This is a genomic window from Acaryochloris thomasi RCC1774 (assembly GCF_003231495.1).
Classification (GTDB): domain Bacteria; phylum Cyanobacteriota; class Cyanobacteriia; order Thermosynechococcales; family Thermosynechococcaceae; genus RCC1774.
The window spans coordinates 1-19632 of sequence record NZ_PQWO01000013.1; the positions used below are offsets into that span (position 1 = coordinate 1).

At 49.9% G+C, this 19632-nt stretch carries 20 protein-coding genes and 1 pseudogene; 11 read left to right on the top strand and 10 right to left on the bottom strand.

The features are described from left to right. A pseudogene (locus C1752_RS18355) lies at positions 1–118 on the top strand (IS1 family transposase); the annotation flags it as partial. Between the two features lie 103 nt (positions 119–221). Here the strand turns inward: C1752_RS18355 and C1752_RS18360 are convergent. Then, positions 222–1268: a zinc-dependent alcohol dehydrogenase gene (locus tag C1752_RS18360; RefSeq protein ID WP_110987518.1), complete on the bottom strand. Its 1047-nt coding sequence runs from the start codon at positions 1266–1268 to the stop codon at positions 222–224. A gap of 127 nt (positions 1269–1395) precedes the next feature. Between C1752_RS18360 and hppD the strand changes: the two genes are divergently transcribed. The 3 genes from hppD (at position 1396) to C1752_RS28525 (ending at position 3741) form a co-directional block, all read left to right on the top strand. Then, positions 1396–2424: a 4-hydroxyphenylpyruvate dioxygenase gene (gene hppD, locus C1752_RS18365; RefSeq protein WP_110987519.1), complete on the top strand. Its 1029-nt coding sequence runs from the start codon at positions 1396–1398 to the stop codon at positions 2422–2424. Positions 2425–2653: 229 nt separating this feature from the next. Beyond that, complete coding sequence (locus C1752_RS18370; protein ID WP_110987520.1) at positions 2654–2992, top strand: hypothetical protein; 339 nt, start codon at positions 2654–2656, stop codon at positions 2990–2992. A gap of 599 nt (positions 2993–3591) precedes the next feature. Further along, positions 3592–3741 carry a hypothetical protein gene (locus C1752_RS28525; RefSeq protein WP_158535136.1) on the top strand — a complete coding sequence of 50 codons (150 nt, stop codon included), beginning with the start codon at positions 3592–3594 and terminating at the stop codon, positions 3739–3741. A 53-nt stretch (positions 3742–3794) separates the two neighbouring features. On the opposite strand, the gene glnT (C1752_RS18375) is transcribed toward C1752_RS28525, so the two are convergent. From glnT (C1752_RS18375) to C1752_RS18405, 7 genes are all read right to left on the bottom strand, one after another. After that, a complete protein-coding gene (gene glnT, locus C1752_RS18375; protein ID WP_110987521.1) occupies positions 3795–5159 on the bottom strand; it encodes a type III glutamate--ammonia ligase in 1365 nt (454 codons plus the stop codon). A gap of 27 nt (positions 5160–5186) precedes the next feature. Further along, on the bottom strand, positions 5187–5897 hold the full coding sequence (locus C1752_RS18380) for a type 1 glutamine amidotransferase (protein WP_110987522.1): 711 nt from the start codon (positions 5895–5897) through the stop codon (positions 5187–5189). 52 nt (positions 5898–5949) lie between these two features. After that, on the bottom strand, positions 5950–6804 hold the full coding sequence (locus C1752_RS18385) for a phycobilisome rod-core linker polypeptide (RefSeq protein ID WP_110987523.1): 855 nt from the start codon (positions 6802–6804) through the stop codon (positions 5950–5952). A 78-nt stretch (positions 6805–6882) separates the two neighbouring features. Further along, positions 6883–7926, bottom strand: a complete 1044-nt coding sequence (locus tag C1752_RS18390; RefSeq protein WP_110987524.1) for an ABC transporter substrate-binding protein — start codon at positions 7924–7926, stop codon at positions 6883–6885. Positions 7927–7978: 52 nt separating this feature from the next. Further along, the gene (locus C1752_RS18395) at positions 7979–8797 is read right to left on the bottom strand and encodes an ABC transporter permease (RefSeq protein ID WP_110987525.1); all 819 of its coding nucleotides are present in this window, start codon (positions 8795–8797) and stop codon (positions 7979–7981) included. Next, positions 8781–9638, bottom strand: a complete 858-nt coding sequence (locus C1752_RS18400) for an ABC transporter ATP-binding protein (protein WP_233501711.1) — start codon at positions 9636–9638, stop codon at positions 8781–8783. Before C1752_RS18400 ends, C1752_RS18395 begins: the two co-directional genes overlap by 17 nt. Before the next feature lie 267 nt (positions 9639–9905). Beyond that, the gene (locus C1752_RS18405) at positions 9906–10712 is read right to left on the bottom strand and encodes a helix-turn-helix domain-containing protein (protein ID WP_110987526.1); all 807 of its coding nucleotides are present in this window, start codon (positions 10710–10712) and stop codon (positions 9906–9908) included. 127 nt (positions 10713–10839) lie between these two features. On the opposite strand from C1752_RS18405, the gene C1752_RS18410 reads away from it, so the two are divergent. Then, entirely contained in the window at positions 10840–11208 is a 369-nt protein-coding gene (locus C1752_RS18410) for a DUF2834 domain-containing protein (protein WP_158535137.1), read from the top strand. 26 nt (positions 11209–11234) lie between these two features. Here C1752_RS18410 and C1752_RS18415 read toward each other — a convergent pair whose 3' ends face one another. Continuing rightward, positions 11235–12104, bottom strand: a complete 870-nt coding sequence (locus tag C1752_RS18415; RefSeq protein ID WP_110987528.1) for a sugar phosphate isomerase/epimerase family protein — start codon at positions 12102–12104, stop codon at positions 11235–11237. 164 nt (positions 12105–12268) lie between these two features. On the opposite strand from C1752_RS18415, the gene glnT (C1752_RS18420) reads away from it, so the two are divergent. The 4 genes from glnT (C1752_RS18420) to C1752_RS18435 are packed head-to-tail and all read left to right on the top strand — an operon-like array spanning position 12269 to position 16855. Further along, on the top strand, positions 12269–13594 hold the full coding sequence (glnT, locus tag C1752_RS18420) for a type III glutamate--ammonia ligase (protein WP_110987529.1): 1326 nt from the start codon (positions 12269–12271) through the stop codon (positions 13592–13594). 9 nt (positions 13595–13603) lie between these two features. Beyond that, positions 13604–14785, top strand: a complete 1182-nt coding sequence (locus C1752_RS18425) for an iron-containing alcohol dehydrogenase (protein WP_110987530.1) — start codon at positions 13604–13606, stop codon at positions 14783–14785. Positions 14786–14793: 8 nt separating this feature from the next. Continuing rightward, positions 14794–16194: an aldehyde dehydrogenase family protein gene (locus tag C1752_RS18430; RefSeq protein WP_110987531.1), complete on the top strand. Its 1401-nt coding sequence runs from the start codon at positions 14794–14796 to the stop codon at positions 16192–16194. 52 nt (positions 16195–16246) lie between these two features. Next, a complete protein-coding gene (locus C1752_RS18435; RefSeq protein ID WP_110987532.1) occupies positions 16247–16855 on the top strand; it encodes a Uma2 family endonuclease in 609 nt (202 codons plus the stop codon). Here C1752_RS18435 and C1752_RS18440 read toward each other — a convergent pair. Then, entirely contained in the window at positions 16846–17424 is a 579-nt protein-coding gene (locus tag C1752_RS18440; RefSeq protein ID WP_110987533.1) for a Uma2 family endonuclease, read from the bottom strand. The two genes, C1752_RS18435 and C1752_RS18440, sit on opposite strands and share 10 nt — an antisense overlap. Before the next feature lie 106 nt (positions 17425–17530). On the opposite strand from C1752_RS18440, the gene C1752_RS18445 reads away from it, so the two are divergent. Next, positions 17531–18781 carry a glycosyltransferase gene (locus C1752_RS18445; RefSeq protein WP_110987534.1) on the top strand — a complete coding sequence of 417 codons (1251 nt, stop codon included), beginning with the start codon at positions 17531–17533 and terminating at the stop codon, positions 18779–18781. After that, on the top strand, positions 18765–19616 hold the full coding sequence (locus C1752_RS18450; RefSeq protein WP_110987535.1) for a 2OG-Fe(II) oxygenase family protein: 852 nt from the start codon (positions 18765–18767) through the stop codon (positions 19614–19616). Before C1752_RS18445 ends, C1752_RS18450 begins: the two co-directional genes overlap by 17 nt. Positions 19617–19632: the final 16 nt, after the last annotated feature.

Below are 19632 nucleotides of genomic sequence, written 5' to 3' on the forward strand. Positions count from 1 at the left end.
ACGCCAACGCGTCTCAAGATTGGTGCGCAAGACACTGTCATTCTCCAAAAAGCTAGAGAATCATATCGGTGCTATTTGGTACTTTATTCACCATTACAATCAATCCTTACCTATTTAGGACTACCCAGATATTGATTGGTAAGACAGTCTGTATCTTTAATTCACGGTACTGCAGTGCAGGAGTCATGCTGCTTCAAATCAGCATCTGTACTCCAGAACCTTCAGTGGGGCAAAATTGCAGCTTTGATTGTTTTGCGATCGCGCATATCAAAAAACGCCTGTTCTAGGTTTTTCAGCGGCTGCTGATCGGTAATTAACTGGTCAAACGGAAGCTTCTGACTCGCCAACAGCGCCAACGACTCTCGGACAAAGTGAGGCGTATTGTGAAACACCCCTTTAAGCGTTAGCTCGCTGTAGTGGAGTAGCCCCGTATCGACAGAGATTTTTGTGGCTTTGGGACAGCCGCCGAACAGGTTGACCGTGGCTCCCGGTCGGGCAGATGCGATCGCATCCTCCCAGACGGCAGGCACCCCCGTCGCCTCGACCACGATATCGGCCCCTCGTCCTGCCGTTAAGTCTCGCACCTGCTCCGGCAAGCTTGAGACTTGATGATGATTGAAAATCTGAGCTGCTCCCAACTTTTTCCCTAACTCTAGGCGCTGATCTGATCCACCAAACAACAGCACCTCAGCCCCTTGATGCGCCAAAACACCCACAAACATCAAACCGATGGCCCCATCGCCAATCACCGCAATCTGTGGCGGCGTGATCCACTCTGAGCGGGGTCGCAGACCCGAGCGGGCCGCGCCGTGTAGAACACAGGCCAGAGGTTCTGTAAGTGACGCCAGCGCATCGGGCATTCCGTCTGGAATCAAGAGTAAATTATGCTGCACAATCGGAGCCGGGATTTTTTGATACTGGGCAAACGTGCCGTTATTGAAGGTCAAATCAGTACACAGCGAATATTCCTGACGCTGGCAATACCAACACGCCATGCAAGGAGCAGAGTTATTCGCAATCACGCGATCGCCCACCTTCCAAGCCGAGACGCCTTCACCAACGGCCACGATGTGACCGGCAGCTTCGTGGCCAAAGAGCGTCGGAGGCCGCAGCATTTTGGCATGGCCACCCCGCCGCCATACCTTGAGATCTGTACCGCAGGTGGTGGCAACATCGATTTGAAGAATCACTTCGCCAGAATCAGGCGTTGGATCGGTGCAGGTTTCTAACCGTAAATCTTCCTGGCCGTGGAGAACTGCAGCTAGCACTTTTTATCCTCTTATCTGTCCCATAATAGTAGCGGCTTTCTATCCGACGGCTCAGCCGATGTTAAAAGAAACGTTTTATAGTGAAAATGCTCCGACCCTATGCTTTTGCCCGTCTAATCATTGATATATGGACATTGATCACGCTCACTTCTACGTGCATGACGCTGAGCGCTCCCGCGATTGGTTTGTACGCACAATGGGATTCAGGGCAATCGGGCAACAGCAGGATTTAAAGACACAGACTGAAATTTTACAAACGGGAGCAGTCACGATTCGAGTGTCGTCTCCCCGAACGTCATCAAGCCCTGTGGCAGCTTATTTAAAACAGCATCCCCCCGGCGTCGCAGATCTAGCCTTTCGAGTGACAGATCTTGAGGCATTGCTGGAGCGGGTGAAGCGTCACCGAGTCTCTCTACTTTCATCATCACCCTCAGATCGGCATCAGGTCACCATTCAAGGCTGGGGAAATCTCCGGCATACGCTCGTTCAGTCTCAAGCAAAGGCATCGTCTGCTTCAACGACTTCAGAAGCCATTGATTCACCGGTCGACAATGGCCCCACCTTGCTCAAGATTGATCACGCAGTACTAAATGTCGAGCGCGATCAGCTCCAGGATGCTATTGGTTGGTATCAGGCGGTGCTGGGATTTGAAGCCCGAGACTATTTTAATATTCAGACGGAGCGGTCGGCACTCTGTAGTCAGGTGTTAGTGCATCCTGAGGGCACAGCCCAGTTTCCGATTAACGAACCGGCCTCGATGCGATCGCAAATCCAAGAATTCCTGGACTGCAACCACGGACCTGGAATTCAACATATTGCTTTAAGCACCGTCAACATTACCCAAACCGTTAGGCAGCTGCGTCAGCGGGGCCTCAGCTTTTTAGAAATTCCACCGAGCTACTATGCACAACTGCGGCAGCAGGCGTCATCAATGCTAGAGCTAGAGGCTATCGAAGAACAGCGAATATTAGTAGAACTACAGCAACCCTCTCAAGCGCTGCTACAAACCTTTACTCAACCCATCTTTGCGCAACCCACCTTTTTCTTTGAAGTGATCGAGCGTCGACTTCGAGCACGGGGCTTTGGGGAACGAAATTTTACAGCACTATTTGAGGCCATTGAGCGAGAACAACTGAAGCGAGGGACGCTTGTTTAAAACCCTAGAAGGGTTCACATGCCTACCTCTAGCTTTTACCCTCCTCAGGACAAGCGTTTAAGAACCGTTGGGGAACTTCCGGGTGCCTGAGTGTCTTCTCAGACTCAATTCAGTCATCTTCTATATAGGGTTTAGATGTCGTTCAGGTTGGCCTGTCACTCTAAAAACTGTAAGCAGTAATACAAAAATAGATGTTAACTGCATCACCCCTCACAAGGAGAAAAATGGTATGGCTAACAAAGTAATTTTAGGTGCCCTTGCTGTTATCCCTGGTGCTTTAGCCCTCGGCAGCGTATTGAATCTGACCACACCTGCTCATGCTTTTGAGCTTGAGCATTCCCAGGATGGAGCGGGTCAAATTGTGAAGACTCGAAAGTCTGAAGCGCCTGCAGCCCAGTTAGCCCGTCAAACTGAGACTCGACGCTCTACGATTTTTGTCAGAGGCCACCACGGTGCTCAGAAGATTGTGACCGAAGAAGGGGTCGGTGGCTCTAGTGGAGAATACAAGGGATTTCCTAAACTAGAGCAACGTGGCTCTCATGGTGGTTACCGCCTTGTGAATGACTAAAAAGAAGGGCAGCTACCCAGTAAAGCCGAAGTCAACGTAGTAAGTAGATAGGCTTAATTGAATTGAAGATTCCTGATTAAATTCAATATCGTTGCATTGGCCCTCACCCCCCCAGCCCCCCTCGCCCAATGTTGGGAGAGGGGCTGGGGGTGAGGGCCATGTAGAGCATTTGCAAATATCTGATCTTTAACTTGATTCTGCCTCGCTACTTACATTGTCTAGCGGTCATCAATCGTACTACGTTGCGCTTCTTTGCCTCATAAACTCTGCAATGCATGAATGACAGAATTAAGATATTTTTATTCAACTAAAGTAATTAAAATCATTTCACGTCAGTACATTTACGGAAGTTTTTGGGAAAGCTAAGTAGTAACTTGACTAACAGAGCAATACTATGCAGTTAATGGGGGTCATTTGTGATTACATCTGTAGAGGTTGAGCATTCCAGTAGAGTGCATGCTCAGAGAAGAATAAGGTCTAGATTCTCTAGGCTTCTGCAAGACTGGCAAAGAAAATCTAGGGTTCACTACTACCAATCATTCAATCAAGACGTCAATTTTTTTATTGAGGAAAGTACCGAGCATTCTGGTGAACACTACATGACTGCTCACCACTTTGGCGTTAAAGAGAATGATTTGATTCAGATTCAAGATTCCGATGTTCTCACAACCTACAAAGTTCTAGAAATTGATTACTACTCAGACCCACCAGAGATGTGGACGGCTCGCTTAACAAGTGAGGTAGAGTAGCCTTTCCATCGGCTTTGTAGCATGAATCGACTAGACTCATGCTACTGGCGCTATTAGAAAAATTTGAGATAGCGCTGAATTTCCCAATCAGAGATGTGACAGTGATACTCTTCCCATTCTTGGGTTTTGAAGTCAATGTAGGTCTGGTACATGAGAGGGCCCATCACCTCTTTGCTGAGCGGGTCGGCGGCGAAACTTGCGATCGCATCCCCCAAAGTCTTCGGCAGCGTCTCAACCCCCATCTCCTTGAGTTCTTCAAGGGAATAGTCATACATATTCTCAGTATGAGGTGCCCCAGGGTCTAACCCTTCTCGGATGCCCTCTAGCCCAGCCGCTAAAATCATCGCTGCACCTAAATAAAGATTAGTCGAAATATCGGCAGCACGGCATTCCACTCGTCCACCTCCGAGAGGAATACGGAGCATATTGGTACGGTTATTGTTGCCATAGCAGACATAAACAGGTGCCCAGGTAAATCCAGACATGCTGCCCTTGCGGACCAGCCGCTTGTAGCTGTTCACCGTCGGACAGGTGACTGAAACAATGGCTTTAGCGTGCTTCAATACCCCAGCAATAAACTGATAGCCCAGCTTCGAGAGGCCACAGGTATCAAGCGGGTCTTCAAAGAGATTTTTACCCGTTTCAGGATCCGCCAGGGACATATTGTAGTGGGCACCGCTGCCGGTCTGATTGGCAAAAGGCTTAGGCATAAAGCTAGCAAAGTAGCCTTCTTCTCTCGCCAGTTCCTTAACCATGAAGCGAAAGAACGTCAGCCGGTCGGCCATCTTGAGGCCATCGCAGTAAGTGAAATCAGTCTCAAACTGGCCCTGAGCATCTTCGTGGTCAAAGGAATAGACATCCCAGCCCAGGTCATTCATGGCACTGACAATGCGATCGATGATTTTGTAGTTATCCAGCACCGTTGGCAGCGCATAGGCCGCCTTGGGTAGGGTGTCGCGATCGCTGACCGGACTAAATCCGCTTTCAGTTTCCTTGAAAATAAAGAACTCCGTTTCGATTCCTAAATTAAAGCGATAGCCCATGTCTGCAGCCTGCTTCAGAACCCGCTTGAGGATGGTGCGGCTGCAGGCTTCAAAGGGTTCGCCCACCAGATGCAAATCGCTGGCAAACCAGGCGATCTCAGAGTTCCAGGGTAGAACAGTAACGCTGTCGGGGTCAGGCATTGTACCCACTTCATCATCGTTAATCTCCTGAGGAACGCCATCAAGGGCAGCACCTGTGAATAACTCAGAACCCTGCATCATTCGGTCAAAATGACTCATGGGGACAACTTTGCCCTTGCACATGCCGTGAATATCGACAAAGCTCGCCATTGCATATTTCACCCCTTGCTCCTGGAGTGTTGACTGCAGTGCCTGGAGTTCAGGAGAAAGAGATTGGAAGTTGGGGAAAGACATAGGGCTATATGCGAGTTGAGCGTGAATCTAGACAGAGAGAGAAACAGGAACAAGATTAATCCAGAAGTTTGCCACCTGTTCGGCAAAGCGGGCTGACTGATGAGCATAGTGCGCGAGCTGTTCAGCCACCTGCTGATCGAGATCAGGATAGTTTTTCTCAACCCACTCATTTTTTGTCGCCAGCCATTTCCTGACGATCTCAGGCGTGACCTCTAGATGAAATTGAAAGCCATAAATATTGCGGCCGATGCGATACGCCTGATGTTTACAGATGTCATTGGTCATCAGCAGGGTGGCCTGATTGGGTAAATCAAAGGTATCAAAGTGCCACTGCATCAGGTGTAAATCATCAGGGCAGCCCTGCAGCCAGGGTTCCTCCGCCGTGGGGTCAGCCACCGTAATAGGCACAAAACCAATTTCAGGCACCGTGTGTGGATAGACCTGACGACCGAAGGCGCGAGCAATTAACTGCGCTCCTAAACACACACCCATGATGGGTTTTCCCTCTGCGTGAAATTGATGAATGAGTTCTACGCATTGATGCAGATGTGGAAATTTTTCATCTTCATGGGCATTCATTGAACCGCCCAGAAGAATCAAACCTGCATAGTCCCCTTCAGGTGGTGCTTCTTCCTCTGCTGACAACCAGATGGACAGGTTGGCCCCTTGCTGAATTAGGGCGTCACCTAAGACGCCAATAGGATCTAAAGCACCACTTTGGATTACAAGGATATTCATTGCGATCGCATCTGAATCTTATTTAGACCAATAAGCAGTTTCATACTGCCCTCTAAATATGCCTGACGATAAAGCTTAAAACTGTATCCAGAAAATCAAGCAGAGGATCTAGAAAGCCTAGAGACTCCTGAGAATCTAGAAAATCAAGCCCAGAATATAGCAAAGCAATCATCGGGCTATCTGATAGTGGCAGTTCTAGCACCAACCACAAAGCTGCAGCTATAAACGTCAAAGCTGCTAGGAATAGCAAACGCTTCTCTTCAGGCCCCATATCAATGCGAAACTTCTGTCCACTGAGTTCGGATGCGCGGTAAAGCGTATAGCGGCTCGGGGACGGCAGCTTATCTCGATAGTCAGTTCCATAACGCGCTGTGTGGGCAAAGGTCAATGCACCCACAGAACGTTGAGATAAAATCCGACGCCTTTGGTAGGGAACGGTATAGTCGCCAAAGGAGTCCATATATTCTTCACTATCAAGCAGCTCAGCAATGAAGCCCCTCAGACCTTTTGTAGCCAGAACAATGGACCAAGCCAACTTCTCCCGCTCGTTATAGACGGGGCGGCCTAAGAGCCGTTGAATGCAGAGTTCAGTAAATCGATAGTTATTGTTGACCTCATAATTGAGCCGCCGAAAGGCTTCGGATGTCGCTAAGCCTCGAATAAACTCTTTTACTGTGATTTGGCCAATTCTAAGCTGTGACTCTAGAAAAGGTTGTCGGCAGGCAGAGAGGTTCTGCTGTTCATGATAGACCTGCAGATAAGCCGCTTCGATCAAGCTATCCATTTCACTTGCTGAGAGTACGTACTGAATTGAATAGACTCTTGCCTGCTCATCGCTAGGAAGCTCAAAGCTTGCAACGCGATTGTTCTGAGATGCAGGAGGATACTTCAGCAAAGGTAGTGCCATATGGAAAGCCTTTCAAGCTAGACGTGATTTCCATAAACCATTCTAGAGTTAACTGATTCGATTCATCATTGGCATATTTTACTGTTCTGCAAGGAGACTTTTCATCGGTTCAAAGGCAATGCCAGCTTCAGGCTCTGCTTTTTCCTCTACTAGCCCGAACTTCATCCACCATTCACTGGTGAGATCCCAGTGGTCTCTAATTTGTCCATTCTTCATGCCCAGAGGTGGCTCTCCCTCGGCTAACCCCATGAACTTCGAGGCTTCTTCTAAATCAAAGACCGCAATGCCGCCTTTATAGATTTCGCCGTCGGCACCAATCACGTTCTCTACATCTTTGACGTCAAACTTTAAGCCTTCGGCAATAATCTTGTTGCCCTCTTCCGGGTTCTCTTTCCAGAACGTAACTGCCTCGAAGTAGGCTTTCATAAGCAGCTTCGCGGCTTCAGGACGATCGTTCAACAGCGATTCGCTCATATACATGCCATCCCCCAATAAAGCCGTTTTAATCCAGAAATCCTCGCTAGAACTTGTTACGGCCCGTGCGCCCTCTAAGCCTTCTAGGACTTGGGTGCCGAATGGCTCCCAGAACTCTCCTGCGGCCACTTCGCCAGAGAGCATCGCGGCGACGGCATCATCCATAATCACATTGGTAAATTCGACATCTTTGAAGTTGACGCCATTCTCCTCTAGCCAAATGCCCATATAAATCTGAGTGAGTCCCCCTTCGAGCACCGCGACCTTTTTCCCCTTCAACTCTGAAGGATCTTTAATTTGAGGGCTGAGGATGATGCGATCGGTTCCATAGGAGGGGTTTGTATAGCTCACCAGTTTTACAGGAACGTCTTTATCTACAGCGATGGGGCCATACTCCACTGTGCTAGAGGTGGCATCGAGCTGGCCCGAACTCATGAGGTTGAAGCTTTCGTAAGGATCTTCAATAATGCTGATATCGAGATCTAGCTCAGGAACAAGGTTCTTCTCTTTAGCAATGAACCAGAAGCCATACCCCGGCCAAGAGAACAGTGAGACTTTAACGGTCTCTTTCTTCTCAACACCTCCTGATGCTCCAGAGTTACCGGAGGTCTGTGAGCTACAGGCGACCACTGTGAAAGTGACAGCCATTAGGCAAACGAATCCGAACAGTCTTCTTCTTTTCATGAGGCACTCCACACAGTTAGTTTTTTGCTTGATGTAGATAGGGGAAAAGTTGCCAGTGCAGCAGTCGCAAAGCGGTATCAAACAGCAGGCCCAAGACACCAATCACCAAAATGCCAGCCATAATTTCATCGACGTGGACAAATCGCTTGGCCCGCATCATTACGGCTCCGATACCGTTGGTGGCCGCCACGATTTCAGCAATCACCAAATAGGTCCAGCTCACCGCCAGCATTTGCCGGAGGGTATCGACAATGTTAGGTAGGGCCGCTCGAAAAATGACGGTTCCCAAAATGCTGCGTTTACTCGCCCCTAGCGTTTTTGCGGTTTCCACTAGCTCCATGCGAACAGCCTGGGTGTTGTCCATAATTAGCGTGATTAGAAACCAGACAACGCCCAGTACCAGGAGCACAATTTTCTGTTCATCTCCGGTGCCCAGCCACATGAGCAGGAGCGGAATGAACGATGGGGCTGGTAAATAACGAAAGGGAGAAACAAGGGGATTGAAAAAGGCTGCCACGATGGGAAAGGTACCCATCAAGAGACCTAAGGGGAGAGCAATTGTGATCGCAATCCCGTAACTAATCAAAATCCGAAAGACGCTCTGCAGCACATCAGCTAGAAAATCTTGCTCGGCAAACAAAATCCACAGGGCCGTAAATACTGTCAGGGGCGGCGGAAATAGCTGCTCGCTGATCTGTCCACTGGTAGCTAAAACATGCCAGCCCACTAAGAACAGTATCCAGCTCGAAAGCCCCAACAGTACCTGTAATTGCCTAGAAACAGGTTTCTTGATATCAAAGCCAGAAAGAACCCGAGGCTCAGCGAGCTGGATCATGGGCAACTTCCCTCATCAAATGCATAATTCTCTTTTGCAGGTCGATATATTCAGAGATTTCATACATGCTTTCCTTGGTGATTGGCTTGGCCTCACCCTGTCGCGGAGCTGGGATAATTTCTCTGATCGTTCCGGGGTGGCTGGAGAGGAAAACAATTTTGTCAGCTAGGAATAGAGCTTCATCAACGTCGTGAGTGACCATCAGCACCGTCATGTTCTCGGTACGGACAATATCTAGAAGCAGCTCCTGCATCTGCCACCGGGTTTCGGGGTCCAGTGCGCCGAAGGGTTCATCCATGAGTAAGATTTCTGGACCGTTGGCGAGGGCGCGTGCGATCGCAACTCGCTGTCGCATTCCCCCTGAGAGCTGACCGGGATAAGCATCTCTAAATTGCGTCAGCCGGACACGATCAATAAAATGGTTGGCGATATCACGACGTTCGGCTCGGGGGATACCGTTAACTTTGAGACCGTACTCGACATTCTCTCTAACGGTCAACCAGGGGAAAGAAGTATAGCTTTGAAAGACCATACCGCGATCTCGTCCTGGCCCCGCAATCGGGTGACCAGATAGTAAAATCTTGCCTGCCGAAATGGACTCTAGACCGGCCACCATTCGCAGGATTGTAGACTTACCGCACCCTGAGGGGCCGAGCAAAATACCAATCTCGTTCTGTTGAACGTTAAAAGAGACGGAGTCAACGGCGCAAAGCTGCTTGCGTCCTTTTAGTTGAAAGATTTTGCAGGCCTTATCAACACTGAGTTTTTCCGCAACCGGGTTAGCAGGTTCAGTCCTTTGAAGATGAGGTTTCTGAAGCGCAGTGGGTGATGGACTTGCCAAAAGAGAACCTCCTTTCTATAGGGCGAGCAGTACGATTCGAGAATCCACTGTTTAACCGCGATCAAAAAGCAGGAGAAAAGGTTTCTAGCACCTTTAACAAACGAGATGGTGCATTGAAAACCCCTGCATTCAAGAGCTTAAGGCCGTTTTAGCGATTCCCTATTATTCGTTGAGTTAAAGAATAAAACTGTCTAACTGGATACGAACATCAGGGCTTAGCCAATTTCTACTAGCTGCATTAGGTGGGTGATGAATACGAGAAGACACCTATCTTTGAAATTGTTGCTGTGTTATCTCATCAGCAGGGAAAAAGCATTCCAAGCGAAGCTCCTGCAGCGTAATATCTTGCGGCGTCCCTAACGTGGAAATCATCGTAAAAAAGCTGAGCTGCTGTCCAGCTTTAGAAAAGTTGACGGTGAGCAGTGGGAGCTGCCAGTTCTCCTTTGCGGGAGCCTGCCATAGTTCAAGAACATCTGGATAGGTCAACAGACTTTCAAGCAGGGCTTGCGATTGTTCATCTTGTCCAACGGCCAATGCTTCCCGGTGCACTCGATGGATCAGGTGAGGTGCGATCGCATCCCAATTCGAAACATGATCTTTAATTCCATTGGGGTGCAGCATCAGTTTCATCAGATTCGGCCCAATTTCATCAGAGACAGTTTGCCCTGACAGTAACCAGTCCATTAACTGAGCGGTTCCCTGGTTGGTTTTCAACTGATTCCAGTAGCGATCCATGACCAGTGCAGGGTAGGGTTCTTGCTGATGCAGCGCAAAGTCTAAGGCACGGCGAATAGGGTCCAGCTCTGGAGCACTCAGATCAAATTCTGAATAAATGGGGGCAAAACCGGCTGCGGTGAGCATTTTATTCTGCTGACGCAACGGAATGTCAAGAACAGTCGCCAGCTTAAGGACCATGTCGCGACTCGGACGGGCGCGTCCGGATTCAACAAAGCTGATATGCCGTTGCGACACGCCGCTCGCTATTGACAGGTCGAGCTGACTGAAATTGCGTTGCGATCGCCAGTATCTCAAAAATTGACCGAAGGCCTTATCTAAGCTGCTCTCTGACGACATTATTTAAAAGCTTTTAGCAGGGGGTACCTCTTTACTATTACCTCGAGCGTAATTGAATTGACTACTTCTTCTAGTCACAATTGGACTGTGAAATCAAACCATACTCACGCCCAAAGGATGCATCATGATGAATATCTCGACTCAGCAGCGCTCCCAATCTCAGGGTCTAAGCAAGATTTATCTCATCTTTATCATTCTCAGTCTGGTGATATCGTGGGGAATTTTTTTGCAGTTTTTGCTTTCAGGTGAGGCTTCAGTTTCCCTTTTCTTCGAACAGGCTTTAGCGACTCCGGTTTCAAGGCTCCTCTCCAGCGATATTGCTATCTCTGCGTTCATCTTTTTCATTTTTGCTTACGTCGAACTGAAGCGATTTCAGATGCCCTCTAACCTACTTGTAATTTATATTCTCGGTACGTTTTCTGTTGGTATTTGCTTCGGTCTCTCTCTATTTCTCTATCAAAGAGAAACGTGGTTCAAGCACTCCCAGCCCCAGTAATTCACGAGCGGGTATATTCGGATATCTCAGATTTCCACGGTACTCTTTTCCATGAATCGCTTACGTTGCCGCTGAGCCATCCAGCAGGTTATGTCCCAAACATCAGCGACAGGCATTGCACTGTAGGGCAATGTTTGCATGTAGCCATCCCAAAGAAATTCAGGCATCATCGTGGTCTGTAGCATGCCTCGCTTGGCTTGCAGCTTCCAAATGAGATCCCACCAGCGTTCGTGGGCCGTTAGTGCTTCTGTATATTCTGGTGCGCGTGGATCAGACACTTGAGCATGTTGAGGGTAGCCCACCCGACACTGAACATGCATTGCTCGTTCAGCACAAAGCTCAAGAATTGACCATTCTGAATCAATTAGCCGCTCACAGACGACACACCAATGGCTAAAGTCGCAGGTCAATTTCATCTGCGGAAATTCGTTGAGGAGATCTCGCGTAATCCAAGGATTGAAAAGAGATCGCCCTCGATGAGTTTCAAAGCTAATTGTGATTCCAGAGCTGCTCTCTAGCTCTAAGGCTTGACCGAAGAAATCGACGTTTTGTGACCAGGACCAGGCATCGTACCCACACATTGTCGAAACGAAAAGTGCTCCCATCTCTGCAGCATGTTCAACAGTCCATCTCAAGTCTGATAGGTGATCAGCAATGGTTTTGTCTGGGCGAGGTATCCACCAGTCGGAGGGGCTGCCAAAATCTCCGCCGGTTGTTGATTCGGCAATAAAAAAAAGTTCATGATCGGCAAGGAGTTTTTTGTAGCGTTGTTGCTCTGCCACACTTTGGGGGATGGGGCCTTCGATGCCGTCGAAGCCATCTGTGACAGTTTGGGTAACTAGGTTTTCTAGGGAGGCTGGACCAGTCCATTGCGATCGCAACATCAATAAATCCACGGCATCCTCTCTGGCTGATTATGCAGGAATCTTATCGCTTCACCTCAGAATATTGTCTCGATAGTAGAAAAACGAGCGTGACTTCTCTTGAGATCGTAACTGCGGCTACAAACGCTTTCAGATAAGGCTGTTTGACTAAAGCTATACGCTCGGAGACCCTCACAATGGTAGGAACGCTCACGCAGACTACGACGCTGTTTGAACAGGCCCAAGCTCTCGGTATCAAGTTTTTTCTGGTGTCTTACACCGACCTACTGGGCGGGACCAGAGCCAAGCTCGTCCCCGCCGCTAAAATTGCATCTGTTGAAAAGAACGGAGCTTTCTTCTCTTCCTTTGCTTCTAATTTAGGCTTAGGACCGGATGCTGCTGAAATTGCTGCGATTCCAGATCCAAGCTCACTGATTCAGCTTCCTTGGGAGCCGACAGTCGGCTGGGTTGCCAGTGACGTTTACTTTGAAGGCAAGCCCTTCCCCGCTGCGCCACGCACGATTCTCAATCAGGTTTTAGATGAATGTATTGAGTTGGGATATACCTATAAAGCTGGAATCGAAGCCGAGTTCTTTCTACTCAAAAAGACAGATGTGGGCTATGTCGTAGCCGACGACCGCGATACAGCAGAGCGTCCCTGCTATGACCAGCTCAACCTAATGCGCCAGTTTGATCTGATTTCTGAAGTGGTGGGGTACATGGAAGCGCTGGGATGGGAGCCTTACCAATGTGATCACGAAGATGCCAACGGTCAGTTTGAGCTGAACTGGAGCTTCAGCGAGGCCAAGGTGGCTTGCGATCGCCATGTCTTCTTTAAATACATGGTTAAAACCTTGGCTGAGAAGCGCGGCTTCACCGCCACCTTCATGCCCAAGCCCTTCAGCCACATTACCGGCAGCGGCGGTCACGTTCACAATAGCCTCTGGCAGGGCGAGACCAACAGCTTTGCCGAGGGCGCAGACAAGGGCGGACTCTCGCCCGTCGGCTATCACTTCTTGGGGGGCGTATTAGAACACGCCAAGGGGCTGACGGCCTTGTTTGCCCCCACCGTGAATTCCTATCGCCGTTTGGGAGCTAGTTCCACCACCTCAGGCAGCACCTGGTCACCGCGCTACATTTCCTATGGCGGCAACAATCGGTCCCACATGCTGCGCATTCCTGAAGCCGGACGCTTTGAGTGTCGCTTGATTGATGGGGCCGCCAATATGTACCTAGCTTTAGCAGGGTTGCTGGCAGCAGGGATAGACGGCATCAAAAAACAAACGTCCCCTGGAGAGCGCATTGATGAAAATCTGTACGCACGCGGCTCGGAGTTCCCAGATTTGCCGACGCTGCCAGCCAATCTGTATGAGGCACTCAAGGCACTGAAGCAAAATGAGCTGCTCATGGAAACGCTCGGCGATCTAGGTGCAAAAACCTTCTTTGAGTTCAAAGAGAAGGAGTGGAACGCGTTCTGCGATCAGGTGACGGACTGGGAAATGAACCATTACATCGATATTTAAGGGGAGTCTATGGCTTCTGAAACCTCAACCTATAACTTTCCGACCAAGATTCGCTTTGGTGCAGGCGTCAGGACGGAGCTGCTGTCAGAACTTACGGCTCTGGGCATCCAGCGGCCCCTGCTGGTCACCGATAAAGATGTGGCTGCACTTTCCTGGTTCTCGGCCATTGAAGATTCTCTCTCTGTTTTAAAGGTCGGTACCTTTAGCAGCTTTTGGGGCAACCCAGTTGTTTCTCAAGTCGTGGCAGGACAGTCAGCTTATCAATCTCATGGAGCTGATGGCATTATCGCCGTGGGCGGTGGCGCTCCGATGGATGTCGCCAAGGCGATCGCACTTATGGCTCACCATCCAGGGCATCTGTTTGACTATGAAGACGGAGCCAGCACTCGACCGATTGATCAGCCCATTCCACCCATTCTGGCGATTCCAACAACGGCAGGGACCGGTAGTGAAGTGGGTCGCAGCGCCGTGATCTCTGACGATGAAACCCACGCGAAGAAGATTGTTTTTGATCCGCGGCTACTGCCTCAGGTGGTGCTGGCTGATCCAGAACTGTTATTGGGACTTCCGGCCAAAATCACGGCAGCAACAGGTATGGATGCCTTGACTCATTTGATTGAGGCGTTCTTGGCTAAGGGCAGCAATCCACTGTGTGACGGCATTGCTCTGGAGGGAATTTATCTGGTGTCGCAGCACCTAAAAGATAGCGTTCTGTTTGCCCAGCAGTTGGCCTCAGGGGAATCCGTTGATGAAGCCGATCATTTGAGATCGCGAGCGGGGATGTTAAATGCTTCGATGATGGGTGCGATCGCGTTTCAAAAAGGTTTAGGCGTTACCCATTCCTGTGCCCATGCCCTCTCAACGGTATGCGATACCCACCACGGCCTCGCCAACGGGGTGATGCTGCCCGCTACCATGCGGTTTAATCAATCGGCAGCACCAGAAAAGTTCTTACGGATGGCTAGAATTGTGAATCCAGCCGCAACTAGCGGCACAGATTTCATTGACTGGATTGTTGAGCTATCCAGCGGGATTGGCATACCTCCGACGCTTAGTGAATTGGGCGTGTCGAGCGAACAGGTGGAGCAACTTATCAACGTGGCGATTGATGATGGCTGCCATCCCCTGAATCCGAAGCCAGTGAACCGAGACGATTTTGCCGCGATTTACCAGGATGCGCTAGCTGCCTAGGACCCTCTATGACCGACTTCATTTCTGTCTTTAACCCTGCAACAGAGGAGCTAATCAAAGAGATTCCCGTTGACGATAGCGCAGCGGTGGCGCAAAAGGTACAACATGCTCGGAGTGCCCAGCCAGCCTGGGCTTCGCTGCCGCTTCCTGAACGGATTGGAGCTTTGGAAAAGTTCAGAGACTTACTAATCCAGCAGGTTGAAACACTAGCTGCAACGATGACGGCAGAAACTGGAAAGCCGATTTCTCAGTCGAAGAGTGAAATTCTCGCAACGCCCCAGCGCATTGACTTCTTTTGTGAACATATTGCGCAAGTGTTGACGCCGCAGCGCGTTTATCAGGAACCATGGCAGGCGCTGCCAGGCACAGGCCAGCTAGAAGAAGTCATTTCCTATGATCCGCTGGGGGTTATTGCCAATATCTCTGCCTGGAACTACCCATATTTTGTTGGAACGAATGTTTTTGTCCCAGCGTTGCTGACCGGCAATGCTGTTGTGTATAAACCGTCTGAAGTAGCGACGATGACAGGGCTTGCAATCGCATCCCTTCTCCACGAAGCAGGCATCCCCCAAGATGTGTTTATTCCCATCATTGGCGCAGGAGAAACAGGAGCGGCCCTGCTAGAGCAGGCCATCGACGGTATATTTTTCACAGGCTCTTACGGGACAGGGCAGAAAATTGCGATCGCAGCTGCTCCAAAGCTGATCAAGACACAGCTAGAGCTTGGAGGTAAAGATCCGGCCTACGTCTGCGACGATGCTGATGTGGCGACAGCGGCGGCAGGTCTTGCGGACGGAGCCTTCTACAACAACGGCCAAAGCTGCTGCGGAATAGAACGCATCTATGTACATAAAGACGTATATAAGCCATTCATCGAAAAATTCTTACACACTGTACAAAGTTTCAAAGGGGGCGCTCCCACCGAGCCTCAAACCTATCTTGGTCCCCTCAGCCGTCAGCCCCAACTGATCGCCTTAAGGCAGCAGGTCAAAGATGCTTTAGATAAAGGTGCTCAATTACGCTGTGGTGGACATTCCCTTGCAGGTCCGGGTTGGTACTTTGAGCCAACGGTACTCACAAAGGTGACGCACGACATGCTGATCATGCAAGAAGAGTCCTTTGGTCCTGTGATTGGTATTCAGTGCGTTGAGGATGATGAAAGTGCGATCGCACTCATGAACGACACCAAGTATGGACTCACAGCATCGGTGTATAGTGCCAGCCGAAAACGGGCCGTAGGCATTTTGAGCCAAGTGAACAGCGGGAGTTCTTATTGGAACTGTTGCGATCGCGTCAGCCCCAGACTTCCCTGGACGGGGCGAGGGCATTCAGGCATCGGATCTACCCTCTCGGTGGCGGGAATCTATGCTTTTTTGCAGCCTCGGGCTTGGCATCTAAAGAGCCACTAAGACAACAGCGAGCGCTACAATCGAAACCAATCGCACGTAAGGCACACCCATCATGGTTGCTTCTGTTGAGCAGACTTATCTCACACCCGAAGAATATCTGCAGCTTGAGAAGGCCAGCGCGATCAAACATGAATATATAGATGGCGACGCCTATGCAATGGCTGGAGCCAGCGACGCCCACGTTACCATTGCTGGAAATTTGTTTGCTGAACTGCGAAGCTATCTGCGGGGTAAAGGCTGTCGAGCATATATCTCTGATATGAAAGCTCGCATTGAATCGTTGAATCGCTTCTTCTACCCAGATGTCATGGTGACTTGTGATCAACGTGATCAGGAAACGCCGACCTATAAGCGCTTCCCAAAGTTGATTGTTGAGGTGCTATCGGAATCTACGGCTGCATTTGACCGGGGCGATAAATTCTTTGACTATCAGCGCCTCGAAAGTTTGCAAGAGTACGTCCTAATCAATACTCACGTGCAGCGGGTTGAATGCTATCGCCGCGCAGAGAATGGCCTATGGTCCGTACAGTTTTTTGGGCCTACAGACCCAGCCTTTCAACTTCCCAGTATTGGTTACAAAGGGTCTTTAGCATCACTCTATGAAGATGTTGTTTTTCCTAAAGTTGATAGCGCAGCCAATCAGGACACCACTCAACTCTGATCTGGAGCGATAGGCGGCAGTAAATCACGGATGGCAATGGTGCAGTCTGTAAATGCGATGGGCGTAACGTCCAATGTTTCCGCCAAAATCATTTGGGATTGATAACGGTCTTGATGGGGCTGGCGAAAGATGTGAAGCTGCCGCGTTAGAACATCTAAAACCCAATACTCAGCAATTTCTGCTCGGGCGTAGAGAACAGCCATAGTCTCTAAGTCATATTTAAGGCTAGAATCTGCAACCTCTATCACCAATAAAATCTCTTCTGGAATCGGGTGGTGAGTGCTATACGCCAGAGGATCACGTTTGACCACGGCTACATCTGGCTCCGGCTCCGAGTCATTAAAGAGTTGAATCGGATCTTGAGATTTGACAAATACCTGACGCCCCAAACTTTCCTTAAAAACATCTTGAACTAGCAAGACTGCGGAGGTGTGAGCTGTTCCCTTGGCCGCCATTTTGACGATTTCTCCATTGATGAGTTCGGTCCGCTCAGTGGGTGATAGAATCCCCTGCTCCGTCATGCGGTAGTATTCCTGAACCGTGAATCGGCGGGTTTGAACAGCAGTCATGGCTTAGAATTGTTTGCGATACGTCTATTCTACTGGTCGCAGTTAGAGAGTAGGCCCGGTCCTTGTCTCTAGCGCTAAATCAGCTTTCACTCTCAACTCTTGATTCATGATCTCTGTTGGCGTTTTTATTGATCTCAAGTGGCAGCGCTCTGCAGGGGGGCATGTGAAATGCTGGGAGAAATTTGCCCAGGCTGCCGTCACGCAACCTGATCTCGATCTATCGCTACACTTCTTGGGGGATACGGCTGAGGTTCTACCCCTGTCGGAGACGGTTCGTTACATACTGCACCGACCGCGCTTTAGCACAGAGCGCCTGCCTTTTCTACAGGATGTCCCTGACCATACTGATTTGATGTCCCGGAACCCAGCGCTGCTGCCCTACCTGGAAGCGATGGACGTGGCCCATACGACGCATCCTCTATTTACCTTTGGCAAGACAGCTCAGGCATTTTGCCAGCAAAACAAGAAGCCCTTAGTGGCTTCTGTGCATACCGATACGCCTCAGTACACGCAGATTTATCTAGAGCAGCGCTTGCAAGGAATGTTCGGTCATGGCTTCGTGAATCAGTGGCTCCTTGATCGGTGGCAGCTTCCGCTGCGCTATCGCCGCAGGATGGTGGCTCAGCAACAGGACTACTGGCAAACTTGCGATCACGTATTTATTTCGCAGCCTGATGATCCTGAGGTGCAAACAGTCATACCCGCGCATCAGGTCTCTTACCTACGGCGAGGGATTGATACGGAACGATTTAATCCAGAAAGATGCGATCGCAACCATCTCCAAAAAACCTACGGCATCCCCACTGACAAATTTCTGCTGCTGTACGTAGGCCGCTTGGACGACCCCAAGCGCGTAATGATCTTTGCCCAGAGCGCGAAGATTCTGCTTGATCAGGGTCTACCGATCCATGCCTTAGCAGTGGGTCGCGGTCACCGTTCCCAGGATATTCAGGCACTGTTGGGCGAGCAGGTCACCCTCCCTGGCGTCATTGAACAAGAAAAGTTAGGGACTATTTTTGCCAGCGCAGATGTCTTTGTGTTTCCGTCCCCGACCGAAACTGTGGGCAACGTGATTTTAGAGGCTAAAGCAGCCGGACTGCCGGTTCTGATCTCCAGTCAGGGAGGTGCCTATCAAACGCTGCGGGAACCAGGAAAAGATGGATTGATGATGGATACAGAGGAGCCGGAACAGTGGGCGCAGGCGATTGCTCAGCTTTATGAGGATGAGGGGATGCGATCGCAAATCTCCGCAGCCGCTCAGGATCATATCAAAACAGCTTGGCCGTCATGGCAGGATGTACTGGTAGAAGATTTACTGCCCATTTGGCGATCATTGGCCGATGCTCCATCCCCTTGAATACCGAGATCCACAGACCCCAGAAGCCCTAGCCCGCTGTCTTCATGAGACGGGATTTGCGGTTTTAGGACATCCTCCCATTGCCGAGCAACTCGTGCAGGCCGTCTATCAAGACTGGGCGACTTTCTTTACCTCAGAACAGAAACACAACCATACATTTGAACCCGAACAGCAGTCTGGCTACTTCCCGTTTCAGCTTGAGCAAGCCAAGGGGCATACCGTACCTGACCTGAAGGAATTTTTTCACCTGTATCCCTGGACAGATTTACCGGCAGGCATAGGGGACAATACACACCAGCTTTTCCAGCAACTCAATCAGCTTGCCTCCGAGTTGCTGGTCTGGGTAGAGCAGTTTGCACCCGAGACCGTCTCCTTCACAGAACCGCTGGGGCGCATGATCGATGGTAGCCAAGAAACCCTATTGCGTTTGATTCACTATCCACCCCTAGCGGAGGCTATCCCACCGGGGGCCATTCGAGCTGCTGCTCATGAAGACATTAATTTGATTACGCTGTTGCCAGCCGCCACAGCAATGGGTTTAGAGCTTCTAGATCCTCAAGAAAACTGGGTTAGCGTTCCCTGTAGTCCTGGGGATATTGTGATCAACGGCGGCGATATGCTGCAGATGGCAAGCGGCGGATATTATCGGTCGGCAACCCATCGCGTCATCAATCCGGAAGGCCCCATGAGCGCAACATCAAGGTTTTCAATGCCGCTCTTTCTACATCCTCGTCGGGAAGTAGTGTTGGCAGGCACGACGACGGCAAGGGCATATCTTCTAGAACGCCTAGCAGAAATTGGTTTACTTGCTGATGGGAGAAAGCCATTGAGCTAATCAATCTGTCCCCCTA